The 23,393-nt window shown below is 37.3% G+C and carries 27 protein-coding genes, 1 tRNA gene and 2 pseudogenes; 24 read left to right on the forward strand and 6 right to left on the reverse strand.

Going from position 1 to position 23,393, the window contains the following annotated elements; genetic code table 11:
• Positions 1-45: 45 nt before the first annotated feature.
• A complete protein-coding gene (locus DWY31_RS12670; protein ID WP_117538474.1) occupies positions 46-1,020 on the reverse strand; it encodes an alpha/beta fold hydrolase in 975 nt (324 codons plus the stop codon).
• Positions 1,021-1,836: 816 nt separating this feature from the next.
• Between DWY31_RS12670 and DWY31_RS12675 the strand changes: the two genes are divergently transcribed.
• The 20 genes and pseudogenes from DWY31_RS12675 to DWY31_RS12775 all read left to right on the forward strand — a co-directional run bounded on the left by DWY31_RS12675 (position 1,837) and on the right by DWY31_RS12775 (position 17,847).
• Positions 1,837-2,598 carry a ParA family protein gene (locus DWY31_RS12675; RefSeq protein ID WP_021859814.1) on the forward strand — a complete coding sequence of 254 codons (762 nt, stop codon included), beginning with the start codon at positions 1,837-1,839 and terminating at the stop codon, positions 2,596-2,598.
• A 31-nt stretch (positions 2,599-2,629) separates the two neighbouring features.
• Positions 2,630-3,544 carry a ParB/RepB/Spo0J family partition protein gene (locus DWY31_RS12680; protein WP_021859813.1) on the forward strand — a complete coding sequence of 305 codons (915 nt, stop codon included), beginning with the start codon at positions 2,630-2,632 and terminating at the stop codon, positions 3,542-3,544.
• 6 nt (positions 3,545-3,550) lie between these two features.
• Positions 3,551-4,078 (forward strand): DUF4446 family protein, encoded by a 528-nt coding sequence (locus DWY31_RS12685; RefSeq protein WP_021859812.1) that lies wholly within the window; start codon positions 3,551-3,553, stop codon positions 4,076-4,078.
• Between the two features lie 89 nt (positions 4,079-4,167).
• Positions 4,168-5,454: a serine--tRNA ligase gene (serS, locus tag DWY31_RS12690; protein WP_021859811.1), complete on the forward strand. Its 1,287-nt coding sequence runs from the start codon at positions 4,168-4,170 to the stop codon at positions 5,452-5,454.
• 77 nt (positions 5,455-5,531) lie between these two features.
• Positions 5,532-6,410: a DUF3881 family protein gene (locus tag DWY31_RS12695; protein ID WP_117538476.1), complete on the forward strand. Its 879-nt coding sequence runs from the start codon at positions 5,532-5,534 to the stop codon at positions 6,408-6,410.
• Positions 6,411-6,786: 376 nt separating this feature from the next.
• Positions 6,787-6,860, forward strand: a tRNA-Arg gene (locus tag DWY31_RS12700).
• A gap of 326 nt (positions 6,861-7,186) precedes the next feature.
• A complete protein-coding gene (locus DWY31_RS12710) occupies positions 7,187-8,152 on the forward strand; it encodes a ParB/RepB/Spo0J family partition protein (protein ID WP_118520826.1) in 966 nt (321 codons plus the stop codon).
• 14 nt (positions 8,153-8,166) lie between these two features.
• Entirely contained in the window at positions 8,167-8,952 is a 786-nt protein-coding gene (locus DWY31_RS12715) for a ParA family protein (protein ID WP_118520836.1), read from the forward strand.
• Positions 8,942-9,844 carry a ParB/RepB/Spo0J family partition protein gene (locus DWY31_RS12720; RefSeq protein ID WP_005334867.1) on the forward strand — a complete coding sequence of 301 codons (903 nt, stop codon included), beginning with the start codon at positions 8,942-8,944 and terminating at the stop codon, positions 9,842-9,844. Before DWY31_RS12715 ends, DWY31_RS12720 begins: the two co-directional genes overlap by 11 nt.
• 78 nt (positions 9,845-9,922) lie before the next feature.
• The gene (locus DWY31_RS12725; protein ID WP_118520828.1) at positions 9,923-10,921 is read left to right on the forward strand and encodes a DUF6017 domain-containing protein; all 999 of its coding nucleotides are present in this window, start codon (positions 9,923-9,925) and stop codon (positions 10,919-10,921) included.
• Positions 10,922-10,930: 9 nt separating this feature from the next.
• The gene (locus DWY31_RS12730) at positions 10,931-11,227 is read left to right on the forward strand and encodes a hypothetical protein (protein ID WP_005334864.1); all 297 of its coding nucleotides are present in this window, start codon (positions 10,931-10,933) and stop codon (positions 11,225-11,227) included.
• 7 nt (positions 11,228-11,234) lie between these two features.
• Positions 11,235-11,639, forward strand: a complete 405-nt coding sequence (locus tag DWY31_RS12735; RefSeq protein WP_005334861.1) for a hypothetical protein — start codon at positions 11,235-11,237, stop codon at positions 11,637-11,639.
• A 67-nt stretch (positions 11,640-11,706) separates the two neighbouring features.
• Positions 11,707-12,309, forward strand: a complete 603-nt coding sequence (locus DWY31_RS12740) for a Type 1 glutamine amidotransferase-like domain-containing protein (RefSeq protein WP_118520830.1) — start codon at positions 11,707-11,709, stop codon at positions 12,307-12,309.
• Between the two features lie 54 nt (positions 12,310-12,363).
• Entirely contained in the window at positions 12,364-12,882 is a 519-nt protein-coding gene (locus tag DWY31_RS12745) for a ClbS/DfsB family four-helix bundle protein (protein ID WP_117849504.1), read from the forward strand.
• Between the two features lie 150 nt (positions 12,883-13,032).
• A pseudogene (locus tag DWY31_RS12750) lies at positions 13,033-13,140 on the forward strand (TnpV protein); the annotation flags it as partial.
• Between the two features lie 176 nt (positions 13,141-13,316).
• Entirely contained in the window at positions 13,317-13,991 is a 675-nt protein-coding gene (locus tag DWY31_RS12755; protein WP_005334858.1) for a response regulator transcription factor, read from the forward strand.
• Positions 13,979-15,160 carry a HAMP domain-containing sensor histidine kinase gene (locus DWY31_RS12760; RefSeq protein ID WP_005334857.1) on the forward strand — a complete coding sequence of 394 codons (1,182 nt, stop codon included), beginning with the start codon at positions 13,979-13,981 and terminating at the stop codon, positions 15,158-15,160. The genes DWY31_RS12755 and DWY31_RS12760 overlap by 13 nt, the downstream gene beginning before the upstream one ends.
• A gap of 82 nt (positions 15,161-15,242) precedes the next feature.
• Positions 15,243-16,307 carry an ABC transporter permease gene (locus DWY31_RS12765; RefSeq protein WP_040015615.1) on the forward strand — a complete coding sequence of 355 codons (1,065 nt, stop codon included), beginning with the start codon at positions 15,243-15,245 and terminating at the stop codon, positions 16,305-16,307.
• Positions 16,308-16,967 carry a hypothetical protein gene (locus DWY31_RS12770; protein ID WP_005334852.1) on the forward strand — a complete coding sequence of 220 codons (660 nt, stop codon included), beginning with the start codon at positions 16,308-16,310 and terminating at the stop codon, positions 16,965-16,967.
• 4 nt (positions 16,968-16,971) lie between these two features.
• A complete protein-coding gene (locus DWY31_RS12775; protein ID WP_005334851.1) occupies positions 16,972-17,847 on the forward strand; it encodes an ABC transporter ATP-binding protein in 876 nt (291 codons plus the stop codon).
• 73 nt (positions 17,848-17,920) lie between these two features.
• Here the strand turns inward: DWY31_RS12775 and DWY31_RS14615 are convergent.
• A pseudogene (locus DWY31_RS14615) lies at positions 17,921-17,977 on the reverse strand (hypothetical protein); the annotation flags it as partial.
• Positions 17,974-18,267 carry a penicillin-binding transpeptidase domain-containing protein gene (locus DWY31_RS14575; RefSeq protein ID WP_442857762.1) on the reverse strand — a complete coding sequence of 98 codons (294 nt, stop codon included), beginning with the start codon at positions 18,265-18,267 and terminating at the stop codon, positions 17,974-17,976. The pseudogene DWY31_RS14615 and the gene DWY31_RS14575, both read right to left, overlap by 4 nt.
• 45 nt (positions 18,268-18,312) lie before the next feature.
• On the opposite strand from DWY31_RS14575, the gene DWY31_RS12785 reads away from it, so the two are divergent.
• Positions 18,313-18,522 carry a DUF6219 family protein gene (locus DWY31_RS12785; protein ID WP_005334849.1) on the forward strand — a complete coding sequence of 70 codons (210 nt, stop codon included), beginning with the start codon at positions 18,313-18,315 and terminating at the stop codon, positions 18,520-18,522.
• A gap of 102 nt (positions 18,523-18,624) precedes the next feature.
• Here the strand turns inward: DWY31_RS12785 and DWY31_RS12790 are convergent, their stop codons facing one another.
• From DWY31_RS12790 to DWY31_RS12800, 3 genes are all read right to left on the reverse strand, one after another.
• A complete protein-coding gene (locus DWY31_RS12790) occupies positions 18,625-19,278 on the reverse strand; it encodes a CpXC domain-containing protein (RefSeq protein ID WP_118001312.1) in 654 nt (217 codons plus the stop codon).
• A 65-nt stretch (positions 19,279-19,343) separates the two neighbouring features.
• Positions 19,344-19,859 (reverse strand): ImmA/IrrE family metallo-endopeptidase, encoded by a 516-nt coding sequence (locus DWY31_RS12795; protein WP_225876977.1) that lies wholly within the window; start codon positions 19,857-19,859, stop codon positions 19,344-19,346.
• 92 nt (positions 19,860-19,951) lie between these two features.
• Positions 19,952-20,410 (reverse strand): helix-turn-helix domain-containing protein, encoded by a 459-nt coding sequence (locus DWY31_RS12800; protein WP_005334845.1) that lies wholly within the window; start codon positions 20,408-20,410, stop codon positions 19,952-19,954.
• 247 nt (positions 20,411-20,657) lie between these two features.
• On the opposite strand from DWY31_RS12800, the gene DWY31_RS12805 reads away from it, so the two are divergent.
• The 3 genes from DWY31_RS12805 to DWY31_RS12815 all read left to right on the forward strand — a co-directional run bounded on the left by DWY31_RS12805 (position 20,658) and on the right by DWY31_RS12815 (position 22,839).
• Complete coding sequence (locus tag DWY31_RS12805) at positions 20,658-21,947, forward strand: Y-family DNA polymerase (protein WP_330425680.1); 1,290 nt, start codon at positions 20,658-20,660, stop codon at positions 21,945-21,947.
• A gap of 14 nt (positions 21,948-21,961) precedes the next feature.
• Complete coding sequence (locus DWY31_RS12810; protein ID WP_226820972.1) at positions 21,962-22,378, forward strand: hypothetical protein; 417 nt, start codon at positions 21,962-21,964, stop codon at positions 22,376-22,378.
• A gap of 233 nt (positions 22,379-22,611) precedes the next feature.
• Entirely contained in the window at positions 22,612-22,839 is a 228-nt protein-coding gene (locus DWY31_RS12815) for a hypothetical protein (RefSeq protein WP_005334838.1), read from the forward strand.
• The last annotated feature ends 554 nt before the right edge of the window (positions 22,840-23,393 follow it).

A 23,393-nucleotide genomic window follows, 5' to 3' on the forward strand; every position in this document is an offset into this window, starting at 1 on the left:
GCATGGGGCAGGCACATTCATCTTTTTGCTTTACCTTGTATAATACTAAATTGTCGTTTCATCTTCGTAGGAAAGTATTACAGCTAATTGCTCAATGAAAGCATCAGGTCTTTCTAATTGAGGAAGATGTTTGGTATCTTCTATTTTCATAATCTCGATAGATGGAAGAATACTTTCATATTTGCACGCAATATCAGCATTTCGGGAATCTTCATCTCCAGATATAATGAAAATACTATTTGTTAACGATTTCATACAATGATAGACATTAACAGTTGTATAATGGCCAAGCAGACTGGATAGCAAATATTTGGATGAAGAGTGGTCCAGATGAGCTGTTTCGTAGTAGTTGTTAATATATTCCTCTTTTAATTTGTAATGATCATAGAAATATTCGTTCTTGAATTTATCTGTAATAAGTCTCCTTTTTACTAATATGTTATAGAAATAAGTGCCGAATACAGGCATATTTAGAAACCATGTCAGAGATTTACTTCTCTTTGATGGCATCTTATTTAATTTATTCACATCTTCAGGATTTACAAGTATAATGCGATTTATAAGATTTTTGTTGTTCTGTACGGCTGCAATTACGAATGATCCAGAAATACCGGTTGCTATGACATCACAAGGTGAATCAATAACTTGATTAATGAAGTCTGTGATTAATTGCACATATAAATAATTAGTATAAGTGATGGATGGTTTCTCGGATCTTCCGCATCCAAGCAGATCAATTGTATAAACAAGATGGCTTTTTGCCAGTTTATCAATGATTCTGTGCCATTCATAAGATGAACTTCCGACAGAAAAATCATGAATCAGAAGAACAGGCTCACCTTCGCCATATTTCTCATAATATATATTTCCAAATTTCCAATCAAAGTAAGAACCGGCTGTGTTTTGCTCGTGATTTTCAGAAGTCGCGGAAATATCAATTATTTTATTAGCCAAATGTATAGTAAATGTTGTCAATGCAGATAATGCAGATATAGTAATAGCTTTCTTTTTCCAACTCATGAGTATTACTCCTTTTGCTTATATATTGTCACATCAAATGTTGATCTTCTGATTAATGGAATCAGTGAAAACGTTTGATACTACAATATAAATAATACCACATGCTAAAATTAAAGTAAATGTTTCACGTGAAACATAGTGATACAGATGCTTTTTGGAAAATATCGTAATATATAAATGAATAGTTGTTGTGAAACATTTGTTGCAAGAATTTAAAGAATGAAAGAAAACATTATTTCATAAATATTGCTGCAAGAATAATATAACGTTGACAGTTAGAAAATTATTTTGGTTAGTCATAAATTATTCTAATATTATAAGTAATATGTTTCACGTGAAACATATACAATATGGGACGATGAATTTTATAATTTGAAGAAAGAATATGTAATTGTAAATTATATGTAATTATAAATAAATCATCATAAAATCAGGACGTTAATTTTCTTTACTTGCTTATAAATAAATTGATATGTTTAAAATAATTACAACAGTATAAGACAAAATTAAGATAATATTAAAGATACGAATAAAAATTAATGATATAATATGATACCGGAATCAAAAGTTGCTTGTAAATTATTCTATGCTTTGTGCCGTCAAAAAGATCAGTCTTAAACGTTATATTCTAAAGACAGTCTAATTATTATAGTAAGCAGATAATATTCATTAAGATTATAAATAGACAAAAATATAAATGTTCCACGTGAAACATTTATAAAAAAGTGAAAAATTATGTTTCACGTGAAACATTTATAGAAAAGTAAAATAAAAAATGCTATACTAGAAGAAGCTCAAAATAGAAAGGTGATAAAAATGGGAAGAGTTATAGCTATTGCCAACCAAAAAGGTGGAGTGGGAAAAACAACTACAGCTATCAACTTATCGGCATGCCTTGCGGAAAAAGGACAGAAAGTTCTGGCGGTGGATATGGATCCGCAGGGAAATATGACAAGTGGATTAGGTGTTGATAAAAATAATGTTGAAAACACAGTGTATGATTTGATTATAGGAGAATCATCAATTAATGAAGTAATTGTGAGGGATGTTCTGGAAAATCTGGATATAATACCAACAAGTATTGATCTGTCCGGAGCGGAAATTGAGCTTCTTGATGTAGATGAAAAAGAGTATATTATAAGAAATGCGATTGCAAATATTAAAGAAGACTATGATTATATAGTAATTGACTGTCCACCATCTTTGAGTATGCTGACAATTAATGCAATGACTACAGCAGATTCTGTATTAGTTCCTATTCAGTGTGAATATTACGCGCTGGAAGGGTTAAGCCAGCTGATTCATACAGTCGAGTTGGTTCGTGATCGTCTGAACCCGCAACTGACAATAGAAGGTGTTGTGTTTACAATGTATGATGCAAGAACTAATCTTTCGTTGCAAGTCGTTGAAAATGTAAAAGATAATTTAGATCAGACAATATATAAAACAATTATTCCTCGCAATATTCGATTGGCAGAAGCACCGAGTTATGGTATGCCGATTAACAAATATGATCCAAAATCTGCAGGTGCAGACAGTTATATGCGCCTGGCGGATGAGGTGATGGAAAAAGAATAATACGGAAAATAATGCAGGAGGCGAATGAGAGATGGCGGTTAAGAAAAAAGGTCTTGGAAAAGGTCTTGATAGTTTGATACCGGATAATAAACCGGCTAAGAAAAATACAGAGACAGTACAAAAAGCTGAAGAGAAAAAAGAAGAAATGAAAGACGGCGTTCAGATGATGAAAATCAGCATGATCGAACCAAACCGAGAGCAGCCTAGAAAGAAGTTCGAGGAAGATGCATTACTTGAGCTTGCTGATTCTATTAAACTTCATGGGGTTTTGCAGCCGTTGCTTGTCAGAAAAATTAAAGATTATTATGAGATTATTGCAGGCGAAAGAAGATGGCGTGCAGCAAAGTTGGCCGGTATCAAAGAGGTACCTGTAATAGTAAAAGAATACAGTGAACAGGAAATTGTGGAAATTCGTTTGATTGAAAATATTCAGAGAGAAAATCTGAACCCAATCGAAGAAGCTATGGCATTTAAAAAACTTCTTGAAGAATTTCAATTGAAACAGGATGAAGTCGCAGATCGAGTTTCAAAAAGTCGTACCGCTGTAACAAACTCTATGCGCTTGTTGAAACTGGATGATAAAGTACAGCAGATGATTATTGATGAGATGATTTCTACAGGACATGCAAGAGCGCTGCTGGCAATTGACGATAAGAAATTACAGTATGAGCTTGCAAATCGTATTTTCGATGAAAAATTAAGTGTACGTGAAACAGAAAAGCTGGTTAAGGAGATTAAGAATCCAAAAAAACCAAAAGAAAAGAAAGCAGTAGAGAATGAATTTGTTTATAAAGATCTGGAAAACCGTATGAAAGAAGTTATGGGAACGAAGGTCAGTATTGCATCAAAAAGCAATGGAAAAGGTAAAATAGAAATAGAGTATTATTCAGAAAAAGAACTAGAACGTATGTTCGAAATGATTATGACAATAGGAAAGGAAGAATAAGAACTTATGGAAAGCAAAATCTTAAGTACAATAGGGATTGATCCGGGAATCATTATTATCTTAATGTTGATTTTGATTATTGTGTTGTTTATCCTTACTGTAAATGTTACAATGAACTACAATAGGCTAAAAAGCAGCTATCAGACGTTTATGAAAGGAAAAGACGGTAAAACTCTTGAAGAGAGCATGAAAGAACGCTATACAGATCTTGAATCCGTAGTAAAAGTTGTAAAACAGAACCGTCTTGACATTCGTGAACTGAACCGAAAGATGGATAGAAATTACCAGAAGATCGGTGTTGTGAAATACGATGCATTTAACGAAATGGGAGGTAAACTTAGTTTCGTACTTGCACTGTTGGATAATCGTAATAATGGATTTATCCTGAATGCAATGCATAGTAGAGAAGGCTGTTACACTTATGTAAAAGAAATTGTTAAAGGTGAGAGCTTTGTTGAACTTGCTGAGGAAGAGGCAGAAGCACTGGATAAAGCGATTTTCCAGGAATATACACCGGAAACTGTAGAAAAATAGCAGTAAATGTAAAACTATTATATAAGGTAATTATAAAACTAAAGGATAATAATAACCCTATATTAATTACAAAATGAGGAGGATACAATATGTTAGACATTAAATTTTTAAGAATGAACCCAGATGTGGTGAAGCAGAATATTAAGAATAAATTCCAGGATGAAAAACTTCCATTAGTGGACAAAGTAATCGAGCTGGATCAGAAAAACAGAGATATCAAACAGGAAGTAGAAGCTCTTCGTGCAGAGAGAAATAAAATTTCCAAAGAAATCGGTGCATGTATGGCACATGGTAAGAAAGAAGAAGCAGAAGAACTGAAGAAAAAAGTACAGGCAAATGCAGATCGTGTAGAAAGCCTGTCAGCTGAAGAAAAAGATGTAGAAGCTGAAATTAAGAAGATCATGATGGTCATCCCGAACATCATCGATCCGTCTGTTCCGATTGGAAAAGATGACAGCGAGAATGTAGAGATTGAGAAATTTGGTGAGCCGGTTGTTCCAGATTATGAAATCCCGTATCACACAGATATTATGGAAAGTTTTGATGGTATTGATCTTGAAGCAGCAGGAAAAGTAGCAGGAAACGGTTTCTACTACCTGATGGGAGATATTGCAAGACTTCATTCCGCAGTAATATCCTATGCACGTGATTTCATGATCGACCGCGGATTTACTTACTGTATCCCGCCGTTTATGATCAGAAGTAACGTTGTAACAGGTGTTATGAGTTTTGCAGAGATGGATTCCATGATGTATAAGATCGAAGGAGAGGATCTTTACCTGATCGGAACAAGTGAACACTCTATGATCGGTAAATTTATTGATACAATGACTAAAGAAGAAGAACTGCCAAAGACACTGACAAGTTACTCTCCATGCTTCCGTAAAGAAAAAGGTGCACACGGTATCGAAGAAAGAGGTGTATATCGTATTCACCAGTTTGAGAAGCAGGAAATGATTGTTGTATGTAAACCGGAAGAAAGCAAACAGTGGTATGATAAGTTATGGAAAAATACAGTAGATCTGTTCCGCTCTATGGACATCCCGGTACGTACACTGGAATGTTGCTCTGGTGACCTTGCAGACCTGAAAGTAAAATCATGTGATGTTGAAGCATGGTCTCCAAGACAGAAAAAATATTTTGAAGTAGGTAGTTGTTCAAACCTTGGAGATGCTCAGGCAAGAAGACTTGGTATCCGTGTTAAAGGAGCAGATGGAAGCAAATATTTCGCTCATACATTAAATAATACAGTTGTTGCTCCACCGAGAATGTTAATCGCGTTCTTGGAGAACAATTTACAGGCTGACGGATCTGTCAAGATTCCGGAAGTTCTCAGACCGTATATGGGTGGTAAGAGCGAGATCAGACCAAAATAATACCGGAATAAATGTGTAAATTGTGGATAAATAAGTCCACAGCGAATGACTCCGGGGATAATTAATGAGGAAGTAAAATGCATCAATATTTAACTGCAATTGGAATGGAAAGTGTAAAGTCAAAACAAGAACTGGATCGTTTATTGCAGGGGCTGGAGCAGGAGAATAATGAACGTGCTGTAATGTCTGTAACTGCAGATAAATATGACCGGTGCGAGTATAAAAAAGAATTTGCAAAAAATATTGGAATTGCAGCGGGTGGATTTCAGGACAGTAATGGAATATTTGAAAGAGAATATATATATCCTTATTTTTACGGAACCGGAATTACAACATATGCAGATGTAACGGTGGAAAGAACAAAGGATCAACAGTCCTACATCGGCATCTGTGAAGATGTGAAAATAGGTGTTACATTAATGTTCCGGATTCAGAATTATATGGAATATCTGAAAAAGAAATGGCATCCGCAGGAGCCGGGAGGTTATGACTCTATTACATTATCCGGGCTGTGCAATGAGGGAAAGATTCTCCTGCCGGTAATGAAGGACGAATCACAGAAACAGCAGCAGTCGGAAGATGTGCATAACCGGATGATGCTTGTCAGTGCTGCAAGAGCCGGAGATGCGGAAGCAATCGAGAATCTGGCGTTGGATGATATAGACATTTACACAAAAGTATCAAGAAGGCTGATTAAAGAAGATGTATTCAGTATTGTAGATACATACATCATGCCTTACAGTGTAGAGTGTGACCGGTATTCCATCCTGGGTGTGATAACAGGTGTGCGGATTGTGGAAAACATTTACACGAAAGAGGAACTCTATGTGATGAATCTGGAAGTAAATGACCTAAAATTCGATGTCTGCGTGCCGGTTCACCGAGTATTTGGAGAGCCGAAAGCCGGACGCCGGTTCAAAGGAAAAATCTGGATGCAAGGGCGGATTAATTTTTAGTTGTTTGTGGGCAATTCGGCAGGTAATTTATTTGCAATAAGATCTGTTTAGAAAGAAATGTAGATTTTTATATGCCAGAGTGTTATAATAACATTCTGGCAATAAGTCTTGTTAGTTTAACTGATAAAATAAGCGCCTCCTAAGAGAAAGCCGAGGCATTCCCCAAAGGGAAAAAATGAAAAACAACTTTCAGTTCGAATCTATTCTGAAAAATGCTAATGGTGACAACAAAGCATTCCCCAAATGGGGAAATGTTCTAATGTTACCGAATCAAAAAAATCTGTAGATTGACAACTCGAAAAAGAGTTGATAATCTTATATATGGCCGAAGGGAAAAATCCCAGAAACCCAGTAAAATCAAGGGGTTGCGGCATGTGTCGTCATAGCTCAGCTGGATAGAGCACTCGCCTCCTAAGCGAGGGGTCGGAGGTTCAAATCCTCTTGGCGACGGGCTTCAAAGCGTTCGAAAATGTTAGCTGGATTAGCTGACAACGAACGCTTTTGTTATTTTCAAATCACGTTCGTGACACAAAATTCCATTCAAAATGATCAATTTCCAGCTAACGCAATCCGATTTTTGTTAGCTGACAGCTAATCAAAATTACCGGTTTGCAAACATGGGTTTTAGAAAGTCCAGCTAACATTTGGGTTCCGCTCTGTTGTCACCCCTTATTCGGGGATGTAAATCAGAGAAAAGGCGGGAAAAGAAACAATCTCTCCCAAACCTGCAAACATGAATTAGCTGAAACAGTATTCAATTCTATTAGCTACAGCTAATGGTCAAACAGCAATGTCTGTTTGGAACTTTACTATCTATAAAAGTTCCAGGCAGGCATTTTTTATTTCCTGAATCCCGGAGGAAAGGAGTCAAGATGACTAAACCAAACAGACAATCAGAAGAAAACGAAGAAAGAATCATAGAAATTGAGATTGAGCGTCTTCGATCGTTCAAAGAGCATCCGTTTCAGGTGAAAGATGATAAGGAAATGTTTCTTCTGCAGGAAAGCATTGAGAAGTATGGAATATTAAATCCGCTGATCGTCAGACCGGTACCGGATGGCTACTATGAAATCATATCCGGTCACAGAAGAAAACATGCTGCAGAGAAACTTGGATACCGTAAAGTACCGGTGATCATCCGGGTATTAAGTGAAGATGATTCCATCTTAAGCATGGTGGATTCGAATCTTCATAGAGAACGGATCAGCTACAGTGAAAAGGCTTTTGCTTACAAATTAAAGAATGACGTATTGAAAAGAAAAAGTGGTCGAAAAAAGAGCCAAGTTGACCACAAAAAAACAAGAAAACGTTCGATAGATATTATCAGTGAGGATTGTGGTGATAGCCCAAAACAAGTGCAGCGTTATATCTCACTGACAAAACTGATACCGGAAATGTTGCAGAAACTGGATGATGAGATCATTTCTTTTTGTCCGGCTGTAGAGATAGCAGCATTAAGTGAAAAAGAGCAAAAGGAATTGCTTGTAGCAATGGAGTATGCACAGGCGATCCCATCACTCTCACAGGCACAGAGGATCCGGCAACTGAGTAAAGAAAAACAGTTGTCACTGGAAAAGATGGAAGAAATCATGTGTGAAGTGAAAAAGGGTGAGATCACAAGAGTGGCATTCACAAACGAGCAGTTACACAAGTATTTTCCAAATTCCTATACACCGGCGATGATGAAACGGGAAATACTGGCACTGTTGAAATTATGGAAAAAAGAATCATGGGAAAGTTAAAGGAGGAAGAAATCATGAGTAAAGTTATATCCGTAGTAAACCAGAAAGGTGGCGTCGGAAAGACCACCACAACCGTAAATGTAGGCATTGGACTGGCAAGAGAAGGTAAGAAAGTGTTGCTGATCGACGCGGATCCACAGGGAAGTTTAACCGCAAGTCTTGGATATGAGGAACCGGATGATCTTCGCATCACACTGGCAACGATTATGATGGATGTCATTAACGAAGAAGAAATCTCTCTGGAAGATGGTATCTTACATCACCAGGAAAATGTAGATCTACTTCCGGCAAATATTGAGCTTTCTGCCCTGGAAGTAACGATGGGAAATGTTATGAGCAGAGAAATGATCATGAAGGAATATATCGATGCGATAAGAGGCCGATACGATTATATCCTGATCGACTGTATGCCAAGTCTTGGTATGATGACAATCAATGCACTGGTCTCTTCCGATTCCGTGCTGATACCTGTACAGGCCGCATATCTGCCGGTGAAAGGACTTCAGCAGCTGATCAAGACCATTCTTACAGTAAAGAAAAGGCTGAACCGGAAACTGGCGATTGAGGGCATTCTGTTGACTATGGTTGATTTCAGAACCAATTACGCAAGGGACATTGCATCGAGAGTACATACAACATACGGAAGCCAGATAGAAGTATTTGAAAATGTGATTCCGATGTCTGTAAAAGCAGCTGAGACCAGTGCAGAGGGAAAAAGCATCTACATGCACTGCCCGAAAGGAAAAGTTGCCGAAGCATATAAGAACTTAACACAGGAGGTTTTGAAAAATGAAAAATAGAAGTGGCGAAAAGATTAAACTGGCAAGCATTGATGAACTGCTTGGTGTGGTAAATGAAGAATCTGCAATGGAGATAGAGATCAGTAAGATCCATCCGTTTAAAAATCATCCGTTCAAGGTGCTGGATGATGAAAAGATGCAGGATCTGGTTGAAAGTGTAAGGATCAATGGAGTACTGACACCGGTACTGCTTCGAATGGATGATAATGAAGAATATGAAATGGTATCCGGTCACAGAAGAATGCATGCAGCACAGCTTGCAGGACTTACAACTATTCCGGCAATCGTAAGAGAATTATCGGATGATGATGCCATTGTGGCTATGGTGGATGCTAACATTCAGCGAGAGGAATTGTTGCCGAGTGAGAAAGCATTTGCTTATAAGATGAAACTAGAGGCAATGAAAAGACAGGGAGTTAGAACAGATTTAACTTTGTCTCAAAATGAGACGAAGTTGAGATCTGATGAAGTCTTGAGCAAGCAAGTTGGGGAAAGTAGAGCTCAGGTTCAAAGATTTGTACGATTAACAGAACTTATTCCGGAACTTCTTGATCTGGTAGATAACAAGAAGCTTCAGTTTACGGTTGCTGTCAATATCTCCTACATCGATAAGGAAGTACAGGGATGGATCTACGAATATATCAGCGACACCGGATTCATCAAACCAAAACAGATTGCAGCACTCAGAAATCAGCTGAATGATGGACCAATCAATCAGATTCAGATGTTATCGATTTTCAATAACTGTGTGATGGCAAAGAAAGTATCCCGGTCTCTTACTTTCTCAGAAAAGAAACTGACAAAGTATTTTCCGGATGATTATACAGCCAAAGATATGGAGCAGGTGATTGAATCATTATTAGAAAAGTGGATGCAGGAACAGTCCTGTTAAGGAGAGAAAAAGCTAAGAAAACAATGTCAAAGAAGTTTAAAAAGAGGACTTCTTAGCAGAAAATGAAAGGAGGAAATTATGGAGAAAAAAATGACATTTAATTATTTTTACGGTACCGAAGCTGATCAGTTCAGCTTCTACCGCATACCAAAAGCATTATTTACAGACAGCTATTTTAAAGATTTATCAAGCGATGCTAAAATTTTATATGGACTGATGTTGGATCGAATGTCTCTTTCCATCAAAAATCAGTGGTTTGACGACAAAAACAGAGCATATATCTACTTTTCCATCGAAGATATCATGGAATTACTGAACTGTGGCAGAAATAAAGCCATCAAATCCATGAGAGAGCTGGATGACGAAACAGGAATTGGTCTGATTGAGAAACGCAGGCAGGGATTTGGAAAGGTGAATGTTATCTACGTAAAAACCTTTATGCCTGAGAAAACAGATGAGAAAAAATTTGGAGAGGAATTAGAGAAGTTTAAAAAACAAACTTCTGTGAAAAATGAAGAGCCTGCAGAAGTTTACAATTTAAACTTCATGAAGTCCCAAAATCAAACTTCTAGAAGTCCCGAAAACAAACTTCAAGAAGTTTACATTTCAAACCCTAATAATACTAATCTTAGTGATACTGAAATGAATGATAATAAATCTAATCCTATCATATCTGTGGATGAGAAAAGATTTGATAGCGATAACCGCTCTGAGGATTATCAGGCTTATGAAAACCTTGTCAAAGAGACCATTGATTATGAATCACTGGAAGTAACCCATCATGACGATATGCGACAGGTAGATGAAATCGTGAACCTGATCGTAGAAACTGTGATGTGTAAAAATGACAAGATATTGATTGCCAGCAACTGGTATCCGGCATCACTGGTGAAGAAAAAATTTCTGATGCTGACCTATTCACATATCGAGTATGTCTTACACTGTATGCGTGGTAACACCACCAAAGTGAAGAACATCAAGAAATATTTATTAGCATCCCTGTTTAATGCACCGTCTACGATGAACGGGTATTATCAGGCAGAGGTGAACCATGATATGCCAGGACTGGTAAGATAGGAGGTGCACATGTTTATTTTAAAACTTGCTGGGAAAATATTATTACTGCCGGTATGGCTGATCCTTTTTGTGATCGGACTGGCAGTAAAGATGACAGTACAGACTTATGCGGTTGTCAGAGGGATCCTTGGGTTTATATTCACTTTGTTGATTATAGCGACTGCATACTGTTACCATGACTGGGTACAGGTTGCATTTCTGTTTTCGCTGAGTGTAATTCTGTATCTGATCCTTTTTGCAGGAGTGTTCGTAGATACTGTACTGGACATGACAAGAGAACGCATTATTGATTTTATTATATCGTGAGGAGGATATGAAAATGAGCGAAAACAATGATTATATTCAGTTACCACCACTTAAAAAAGACACACCGTCCGATGTGGTAGCATTTATGTGGGAGTACATAAAAGTACCGGAGGATTCAAGAGAAAAAGTTAAGAATCTGCTTAAAGATGCAAATGAAAATGGCGTAAAATTAAGTCATCAGGCACCAACACTGTATGATGTTGTCCCAAAAGAAGAAATTACTGAATTTGAAGAGCTTATGCGCAAAACCATAGCTGACATTGTATCAGAAGCCAGTAGCATTGCCTGTTGGGTGTATGTGCAGAAATATGTGAAACAGAAAACTCTTGACGAAATGCTACAAGAATTGCCAGGAGCAGGCCAGTTTATCATTGTCATGGATACCTGGTTCGAAAGACTGATGGCGGAATAATGGATGCTATGATAGAATAAAGAAAACGATTTGAAGTGCAAATCGGAATTTATAAAGGAGAATATTGATGAAACTATTTTTATGTTCGCATTTTTCAAGTGTAGGAAGTCTGATAAAGGAAGAAATTGAAAATAAGAAAGTCGCATTTATTCCAACAGCTTCGCTGCGTGAAGGCTACACCGGTTATGTCGGCTCGGCTCGAAAATTATTCAAAAAGTTGGGAGCAATCGTAACTGAAATTGATATTTCAACGGAGGCTTATTCAACGATACAGTCTGTTTTTGAAGATGCAGATGTGATATATTTTACCGGCGGAAATTCTTTTTTTCTTATGGACCGGCTCCGTAAAACGGGAACTGATGGGCTGCTGAAAAAGGAATTGGCAAATGGAAAATTGATGATCGGCGAGTCGGCAGGTGCAATTATATGCGCTCCAAGCATCCAATATATCCAGCAAATGGATAAAAAGCCGGAGGACTACTCACAAGAAGATGATGCAGGGCTTGATTTGATTGATTTCTATGTTCTTCCGCATTATCTTACATCACCATTTAAGAAAGTTACCAAGAAAATAATGACTGAGTTTTCGGATTTGAATCTATGCCCAATTAACAACCGTCAGGGAATTGTAATTGATGGTGAAGGTTCAAGGGTTATTTGCAAAGACTAATTTGAAAAATCCTTTTTTTGAAACTGGCAAATCGGAAGCTGAGGAGATAGACTATTGAGAACATATGAGAATAAAGACGAGCTTAAAAACGAGATAAATAAAAGCTTTGCAAAGTATATTTCAGAATTTAATGATATTCCGGAGCATTTAAAAGATAAGAGAATTGATGAGGTCGATCGAACTCCGGCAGAAAATCTTGCTTATCAGGTTGGCTGGACAACTCTTGTTATTAAATGGGAATCAGACGAAAGAAAGGGTATTCCTGTCAATACTCCTTCGGATAATTTTAAGTGGAATCAGCTTGGCGAATTATATCAATGGTTTACAGATACATATGCTCAGCTGTCACTGCAAGAATTGAAAGACAGATTGAATGAGAATATCAACTCTATTTATGCAATGATTGATTCTCTGAGTGATGAAGAATTATTTAAACCACATATGAGAAAATGGGCTGACGAAGCAACTAAAACAGCTGTCTGGGAAGTATACAAATTCATACATGTTAATACAGTTGCTCCGTTCGGAACCTTTAGAACCAAGATTAGAAAATGGAAAAAGATTGCACTATAACTTCAAGTTTACAGAACTGAATCAAAAGAGCTCGAAGGAGCTCTTTTTCCTTTTTTATAATAGTATCTGGGACTGTTGTTCCGTTGATAAGATTTTCAAGTTGTTGTGCGACTTCGGCTTGTTTGTTTGGATACAGACGACTATAAGTATTTAAGGTTTGAAAGAATTGTAGAGCAGATGAAACAGGCACAGGGGATCACGGAACAGTTAAAGGCAGAAAATCAGATGGAATGGGTAGCGAGAATGAACAATATGTAATCGTGTGCAAGGGAGATTGTGGATACAGAGATGGTTTATCAATAATGGAAATAAAATGAAGGAGAAAAGGCGGCAGTTTAGAAAGGCTGTTGCCTTTTAGGAATTGTTGTTTATTTGTTGTTTTTTATAAGATATACTATAAAGAAAAGATAGCATTATAGCCAGAGGTGGAATTTATGAACTATAAAATTTTAATGGTTGATGATGATAGAGAATTGCTAAAAATGTTGAATCAATACTTTACATTGAAGAATTATACAGTGATTATTGCAGAAAATGGCATAGAAGCAATGGAAAAGATAAGTGTAAATCCCGATATTATTTTATTGGATGTAAATATGCCGGGAATGGACGGAATTGAAGTGTGCAGAAGAATCAGAGATATGGTTTCCTGTCCGATTATTTTTTTGACTGCAAAAGTAGAAGAACAGGATCGAGTAATGGGATTGTTGTCTGGTGGCGATGATTATGTTTTAAAACCATTCAGTTTGAAAGAATTAGATGCCAGAATTATTGCCCATTTGAAACGTGAGGAACGTTTACATAGAAAAACAGAACAACGGTTTTATGGGGAATTAGTAATTGACTATGCCAGTAAATGCGTACATATTAAAGGAAATGCTTTAGGGCTTACTAAATTAGAATATGAGATTATAGAACTTTTATCCATGAACCCTGAAATGGTGTTTGATAAGGAACGTATTTATGAAAAGATTAGTGGATACGATGCAGAAGGAGATAGCCGAGTGGTGACAGAGTTAATTCGTAGAATTCGTAAAAAAATCAATCAATATACGGAGCATGAATATATTGAAACGATATGGGGGATGGGATATAAATGGACAAAATAAGAAATCTTTCGTTGAGAAAAACTATAGTTTTGTATATGATTGTTAGTTTGATAGTTAGTTTTTATCTTTCAGCATTGATTATGCGAATGGCAGCCACTATACAAGATGACATTTGGTGGAAATATGTAGATCAAGAAAAGTATTTTGAAATGGCAGAAGGTGAAGGTAGAAAGTATTTGACAGATGTTCCGAGACCGAATTCTTATGAAATGAAAAAATTTGATTATCATGTATCAGAGATATGCGATTTCCTTCAGACGTTTACAGTACTTATCGTGTCTGTGGTAGGCAATATCATAGCAGTGTTTCTTTTTTATAAGCATAAATTGAAAAATCCCATTGAAGAATTAGAACTGGCATCACAACAAGTTGGTCGAAATAATTTGGATTTTCATATTACCTATGAAAATAAAGATGAAATGGGAAGATTGTGCAGAGAATTTGAACGGATGAAGGAGCAGCTTGCAGAAAATAACCATCAATTATGGAAAATGATTGAGGAAGAAAAGGCTTTGCGAACAGCGATTGCACATGATATACGTTCTCCACTATCTGTGCTGGAGGGGTATCAGGAAATGCTTTCAGAATATCTCCCTAAGAAAGAGATAAATATGGAGCAAGCCCTAGATATGGTAAATGAAAGCAAAAAACAGATTGAACGTATGGATATATTTGTGGAAACAATGCGAAAGATGAGCAGTTTAGATGCAAGGGAGTTGGTGGCAGAAAAAATTACAAGTAAGCAGTTAGAAACAGACATACGTGCAGAGATGAATGTGTTTGAGAAAAAATTTGGAAAGCAATACGATTTAGAATGTTCGGAAACAGCAGAAAAATTTTCGGGAGATAAGGAAGTGATTTTAGAGGTTATAGAAAATCTTTTGTCAAATGCCTTTCGTTATGCCAAAACAAAAGTGGAAATGGAAGTTCTCCTTACTTATTCTGAATTACAAATCAGAGTAAAGGATGATGGAGTGGGATTTACAGTAGACAAACAAAAGGCAACAGAGCTTTTTTATCAGCAAAATGTGAAAGATAGTTTGAAACATTCAGGAATGGGTATGTATATCAGCAGATTGTATTGTGAAAAGCATGGCGGACAGTTACTTATAGAAAACGAAAAACAGAGTGGAGCTGTAATAACAGCAGTATTTCATCGGATTGCATAAGCAGTCCGATTTTTTTATACTGTTGTCTTTTTGTTGTGATTTATATTTTATGATGTCTATAACAAGGAAAGGAGACAAACGTATGATTGCTATTTTTAAAAGAGAGATTAAGAATTATCTAAAGCGACCGTTATTTTGGGTAGGTATTCTGCTTGTGATTTATGGTGTGTTTAATACGACAAGTCCATATTTAATGACACACTATTTAGGGCAAGGAGAGAAAATTGTCAATGATTATCCTGATACAGTTCGCTTAGGAGATGTTTATGAAGGATATATTCCTGCGAATCCTGAAAAACATCGAGAAATATGGAGTGGACAGATAAAACAAGCACTAATTGATGAATTAGAAATGTCTGATTTAGAGGCACAATCCGTAATGAGCGAACTTGTTGATATGGAGTTAGAAGAAGCATTCGTATATCTGGAGGAAAAATATGATTGGTATAGTGCAAGATATATGTACGAAGATAGTGCCTATTACAAAGGAACATCAGAAGAAATCAACGCATATCTGAACGAAAAAATGAAAAATAAGACGTTTTCTTTTTATTACTCAAGAAAATTTGCTGATTTTGCAGGGTTGTTTATGTGTTTTTTTGCAACAATTATGTTAGCGGTTCTGTTTTTACAGGATACGAAAAAGCATACTTATGAATTGCTTCACACGAAACCGATCACTGCCGGAAAGTATGTATTGGGAAAAGTAAGCGCAGGATTTGCAATTTGTTTGATTGCTCTGACTATTATAAATCTATTATTTTGGGCATTGTGTGTTATTTATACAAAAGACAGTGGGTTTGAAGTGCGGTTCTGGGATTTTATAGTTTCTACTGTACTTTATATACTTCCCAATATGCTGATGATTGTAAGTGTATATACATTGATTTCACTCCTATTTAAAAATCCACTTCCGGGAGTGCCGCTTCTGATTCTTTACATGGTATATTCCAATATGGGCGGAAGAAATGCGGAAGGAGTTTATGGATATTGGGGAAGACCTTTTGCGATTATGGTTCGATTCCCTGATCAGCTTTTCGATACGACACCGCCACCAATGGCATTTTTAAATCAGAGTCTACTTATTTTAGCATCTGTAGTGATTATTCTGATTTCAATACAGATTTGGAAGAGGAGGCGGATGTAAATGAAGAAGGAAATGAAGATTGTTCTGCCGTTTTATAAGATTGCTTATGCAGTATCTTTTGTTGTGATTTTAAGCTTGATACGTGGGGTTGTATTCACAAATGAAATAGGACTTTCCATTGAGGCACCTTTTGCTATATTGACTGCTGTTTTTTGTGCGGACACTTATGTGCAGGAAATTACAAGCAAGAGATCAGAAATCCATAGGCTGTATCCAATAAGAAAGAGAATTTGCTCCATCATGCAGCGAATAATGATACAGGAAGTTTTTTTATTACTGCTTGCTGTTTTAGGTTACGGATTGTTTTTTGTGTTTCAAAAACCGGTCACACATCCGGCAACAGAAAGTGAAATACTTCAGTTTATTGCCTATTTTTTAGCGATTGTAGTAACCATTTTCTTTTGGGGAATATTGGTCAATACATTGTCTATGCTTTTTCGCAATATGTGGATGGGGATTGGAAGCTGTCTTCTGATATGGGTAGCAACAAATTCCACGGGAGGAGATAAACTTTTTGGGGCATGGAATCTGTTTTCCTATGCTTTCAGAGATATAGAAAATACTGCTGATGTTACATGGCTGCAAGGGAAAGCTTTGTGTATTGGTATTGGATTGATTTTATTGGTAGTATTGCCGAAAATAGTTAGAAAGAGAGGGTAAGTTTATGAGTATTCATATTGAGGATTTAACAGTAAGATTTAAAAATGGTGTGACAGCAATCAATCATGCGAATTTAAATATACCGAATGGAATTTTTGGATTATTGGGAGAAAATGGAGCAGGAAAGACAACTTTGATGAGGGTTTTAACTACTGTACTTAAACCTACAAGTGGAACGGTCACATTGGACAGGATTTTATATAGTGAAGGAAACTATGAAAAAATCCAGAGAAAAATAGGGTATCTGCCACAGGAAATTGATCTTTACCCGAATTTGACAGTTCAGGAGTGTTTAGAGTATATGGGGGATTTGGCAGGTGTTCCAAAAGCGGAGTGCAAGAAACGAATAGAATATTATTTGAAAAAGACCAGTCTTGCAGAACACCGGAAAAAGAAAATGAAACAGTTGTCAGGCGGGATGAAACGACGGGTAGGATTAGTGCAGGCGCTTTTAAATGAACCGGAATTTTTGATTGTGGATGAGCCGACTACCGGTTTAGATCCAGAGGAACGTATTCGCATCCGCAATTTGTTAGTAGATTTTTCTGAAAACAGAACGGTTTTGTTTTCAACTCATGTGGTGGAAGATTTGGCTGCTACCTGTAACCAACTTGCAATTATGCACAAAGGTAGTTTCTTATATGCGGGTTCTATGAAGAATTTGACAGAAGAAGCACAGGGGAAAATCTGGATTTGCAAAGTACCTGATGAGAGAAAAGCAAGAGAAGTGGAACAGAAGTATCGTATTACATCAAAACAGTATGTTGAGGGGGGATTGCAGTTAAGAGTGATTTCTGAAATACAGCCAGAATTGGAGTGTATGTCAATTCCTGCAACGTTGGAAGATGCTTATATTTATGTGACGAATCAATACGAGTAGATAAAGCACCATCTGATGCTTTACTACCAGTTGCACGTTGTTCGCTTTGAATATTTGTGGAGAAAAAGTATGTATTATTTTGGCTTTCTATAAAACCTATAAACCAGCCATTTATATCCTGCCCGTTCACTCGTCCGGTTCCGGTTTTTCCATAAATTCTCCATTTTCAGAGGCGGTAAGATGGATGGAATTTTTGACGGCATGAATATTAGCAGGAGTAAAGTTGAAGTTGTTTCGATATAAATTTTTCAAAAGTTCAACTTGTTCTACTGGTGAAATCTTTAAGGATGACTGCATCCAGTAGGAAGAGAAATCTCCGGATATATTTTCATTGCCATATCCTATTTGCTGAAAGTATGAATTTATAGTGGAAGCTCCGAGCTGCTTGTCGATTGATTCAAAATACCAGTTTGTATATATATTTTAAAAGGTATATGATTAAGAAAAACGGCAGGAGGTATCTGAATGAAAGCACATAAATATTGGTCTATCAGTGCACTGATTACAATGCTTGGAACTTTTTATACAGGTTATAAGGGATCAAAAGAAGGCCATAAGTACTTTGCAGCAAGTACTTTGCTTTGCATGATTATGGCTATTTATACAGGACACAAGATGATTTCTGGTAAAAGTAGGAAGAAAAAAGAAGTTTCAGTAGAGAGTGTTGAAGATTAAAAAACAAAATATTTTAATAAATAACGCCGGTGCGGGATTTTTGATATCCAGTACTGGCGTTATTTATTCTACAGGGGCTTGGGGGTGTAGCCACCAAATATACTATTCGTTTTCTGCTTCAGCAAGTTTGTTAAGAATCCACTCCCGATTGATAACAATATCCTCATCATCTCGGAGATCTTTGAAATCAGTGCAGTGTGAAGAAGCAAATTCATACATATCGTCAATGTCAACTGCACCAGTGGTCTCACCCTTATTAATGATTACAAGAATATTTGTTCCGTCATCGTCGACAGCAAAGCGCAGTTCATCAAATTCTTCATCAGGATTATTTTTGAGAAGAGAATCTGTCGCAAGTAATTTAACAAGTTCCATTATCCTGTCATCTTTACCTGCATCAAAAATCTGTATCTTTTCAACGAGCTGATTTGGTGACGTTACGATTCGGGATAAATATTTTTCAGTACGAAAATCAAACAAAGCATTTTCACCATAAAACATTTCATATGTCTTTTCTACTTCTGATTCAGAAACCAGATAAATCATGATAAGATCTTCCATCTGGTGATAGAGTGTAGGATAGTTTAAACGAAAGGTCTCTCCACAGCTCGGGCAAGTATAAAGGAAAATAGATTTATTAAGTACCTTCTCTTTCATTTCAGGATCCAGTGCAGTATTAATACTGTCCCAGAGCTCAAAATCCCCCTCATGATGGCAGGAAGGACAAGTTACTTTTTCAATATGATGTCTTGACATAAATGTTCCTCCTTTCAGTGAGATAAATCTATAGTTTTCTTATTGTAGAATGCGCTTATCCTTTATTATTTTGCCAGGAAATTACTCTGAATCTCCATCGGCATATGATAAGCCTGGCCTCGTTTTGTCAGGCTGTATAGTTTAAAGCTCATGAGTTCCGGAGTTGCATTCAGAGAACTGCAGAGTCCGAAGTAATCCAGGTCTTCGTTCTGAACCATATCTTCGATCTCCTCATCATCAATCAGAAGATCGGCAGCAAACAGATTGGCCTGGTATTCTGTATTATCCGTCATATTGTAGAGTGTATCATCTTGCATCGGAGCCATTTTCAGCTGGGAACGATGCAGGATGATATGCCCTAATTCATGGGCGGCAACGATCATCTTTTCTTCTTCTGAAAGGAAACTGCTGATCATGACATAGATCGTCTTGCAGCTCATAAAACAATATCCTTTCAGTGTCTTATATCTGGAAGTTTCCCCGACAACAATGTTCATCTGATCCATGATCTCAAAGGGATCCCTGGTGCCATATTTCTTGATTAATTTCTTTGTTTCTGTATATATGTAAGTGTTTCTCAAATAAATCACCTCAAAAGTAAAAAATAAAAAGGGCAGAAATATCCTTGTAACTATAAGGTAACAGATTAGGTGTACAATAATCCCGCCTTCTATTATTTTTCCTCTTGGTTTTTCAGATATTTTTTCGGTGTAAATTTCTTTGCACGTCTTTTGGAATCCAGATAAAGGCTCTGGATCTCATCCATAAAAGCTATTTTATCTTCGTCTGTCAGTGATCCACCAGCAAACATAGCTGCAGCCTGTTCCAGGATCTGCTGAGCCTGTTTGGCACCACGGTTACCAAACTGTTCGGATGCTTCTGTGATAAAAGCTTCATCCTCACTCATGAGATAAGAAACGTCACACTGTAATGCATCTGCCAGTTTCTGATACAGAACATTTTGTTTTGGAAAACGTCCTTCTACTTCCCAGGATCGAATGGTCCTATATGAAACACCAACCATACTGGCCAGTTCCTGCTGACTCATCTTTTTTTCTTTTCTTAATGATCTTACTTTTTCACCGAATGTCATAAACATACCTCTTTCTAAGCCTTGTCTTATAAGTTTCATTAGCCGCCTCAAGGCAAAACGGGAAATGTGTCTCCTGAAAATTAAAAATTAATCTTGACAAAGGGAAATATCTCTCCTATAATGTGAATCACAGATAAGGGAAACATCTTTCCTATAAGATACACAATATTTCCTCTTTTGTCAATGGATATGTGAAATGAATTTCCTGTAATTCAATGAAAACAGGAAGGATAGACAATCATTGATAGTCAAAATGGGATACATGTTACAAAAAGAGGAAAGACGTATGGGAGGTGGCAATGTGAGTCAGGATCAGACTTCTATTATCTGTATTGATCTGAAGTCCTTTTATGCTTCTGTAGAATGCGTAGAACGTGGGCTGAATCCATTTAAAACAAACCTGGTGGTTGCAGATCCGACCAGATCAAAGTCAACAATCTGCCTGGCAATCACTCCGGCTATGAAGTCTCTTGGCATCAAGAACCGGTGCCGAATCCATGAGATACCGGATTGTGTGAAGTACATTACAGCCATGCCGAGGATGCAGTTGTACATGGATTATTCCGCAAAAATCTATGGAATCTATCTACGGTATGTCTCAAAAGAAGATATCCATGTGTACAGTGTTGATGAGTGTTTTATTGATGTGACAAACTATCTGCAGCTTTATCATCTCACTGCAAAAGAAATGGCGATAAAGCTTATGCAGGCAGTCATGGAGGAAACTGGCATCACTGCAACTGCAGGTGTGGGAACCAATCTGTATCTTGCTAAGATCGCAATGGATATCGTAGCAAAGCATGTGGATGACCATATTGGAATCCTGGATGAATTCTCTTACAGAGAGCAGCTATGGGATCATAAACCATTAAGTGACTTCTGGAGGATTGGATCCCGGACTGAAAAGAAACTGGCTGGTTACGGGATCCATACGATGGGCGATATCGCAATGGCTTCTTTAAGATCCGAAGACTGGCTGTATAAGATGTTTGGGATTGATGCAGAGCTGTTGATCGATCATGCATGGGGATATGAAACGTGCCGGATGAGTGACATCAAGAACTATCATTCGGAGGAACACAGCCTTTCAAATGGTCAGGTGCTGATGCGAAATTATTCTTTTGACGAAGCACTTGTGATCGTAAGGGAAATGACAGACAATCTGGTCCTGGATCTGTTTGAAAAAGGACTGGTAACAAACTCTCTCACCTTATGGATCGCCTATGACCACAGGTATGAGCATGAGGCATCCAAAGGAACCGTAAAACTCGAAAGAGAAAGTAACAGTTCCAAAAAGATCATAGATGCAGTGGAAGATTTATATCGCAGGATTGCAGACAAATATACCGGAATCCGAAGAATCGAGGTGTGTGCGAACAGGGTTGCTCCTGAAAATTATGTGCAGTACAGCCTGTTTGATGATCCCAAACAGACCGATAAGGAACGGCATTTACAGGAAGCAGTATTGAATGTAAAGCAGCGTTATGGAAAGAATGCGATCATGCGTGGATCCAATCTGCTGGAGTGTTCTACTTATAGAGAACGCAACGAGCAAATAGGTGGTCACCGTGCTTAGAGGAGGTGCAAAAAGTGCTGGCAAGTGCATATCAACCGTATTTATATTTACCAAGACCGGTTTCCAGGAGACATCCCATGGATGTAGGACGCAGGGCAAAACAGTTTGCTCCATTTGCGGCACTTCGTGGATTGGATGAAACAATCCGGCAACAGGAAATCATTTATGAACCGAAAAGAGATTTATCTGAGGAAAAGAAAAATGAGCTGGATATGAAATTAAGAATCCTGGCATATGGAATGAAGATACAGGCAACTTATTTTCAAAAGTCATGGAAGAATCCATTAATTGGTCAGTACCATACATTATCTGGAACCGTAGAATTTTTTGATCCATCAGTCCACTTACGGATTGATGATACCGAGATCCAGATCCAGGACATCTGTGATCTGACTGGTGATGTATTTGAAACTATTGAAATATCATGTTAATGAATCACAGCGGAATTTTTTATACCGGAAAGAGTGAGTGGTAGCTGGTGAAAGGATAAAAAAGGATGCACAGATCGACAAAGCAGATCTGATCAGAATAGAAATCGTGCTGTTCGTGTAGCTTTGGCACTTACGGAATGGATGGCATGATGCTCATAAGGCGGATTTGATTTCCCTTTGGTCCGTTGAGTAATAAATGGAGAATATCTTATTGCTTAAAGGAGGAAGCCTATATGGGATCAGGTGCTATTAAATGGCATGTACACTGCTCTGTATGTGGAGCATTTATTGAAAAGAGCGCACAAAGCGATTCAGAAGTGGAGTGCAAAAAATGTCGCAGTACATTGGAGATATTTGTAAAGGATGATATGGTGTCGGTTCGTCCGATCCACATCAGAGATGAACAATTAAAGTCCAGGATGCGGACGTATTCCCGAAAGATGATGAATCAGGGATCATAACAGAATAGAATGAGCTGTCTGTAGTAAGCGTTGGATTTGGCAGGAACCATCAAGAACGCACCAGACAGCAAGAGTTTGTCAAGGAGCTGAACCTGACTGGAATCACTAAGAGCCCGGCAAAACATTTACGGATACACTGCAAGATCAGAAGTATTTTCTGGTTTTGGAGATTGTTGAAGTATTTGTTTTGTCGGGCTTTTTTGACGTATTTCGAAAAATTTTTAAATTTTTTGTCGTACCCCACTGTAAAACAGGCTCTCAGCATTTCGTTATATAGAGGTTGAATTCTTTTTTGCAAAAATAATTGTAAATAGAGATTTTGATAATATGACACAAAGGAGGAAGCAAAGATGACTGAAATCGAATACCAGGAATTTGTAAGGCGTTGTCCTTACGATGCTATGGGCGATTATTCCATGTTTCGCAAACAGCAAACAGAGAATAAATCAGAAGATGCACATAGCAACTGAATAAGCCAGGCAATCTGGCAAACTTAATCTAAACGCAGATACATGCGTTACAAAGGAGTCGCGGACTCCCGTTCAAAAAAAACG

Source organism: Dorea sp. AF24-7LB, from assembly GCF_003478575.1.
Lineage (GTDB): Bacteria > Bacillota > Clostridia > Lachnospirales > Lachnospiraceae > Dorea_D > Dorea_D hominis.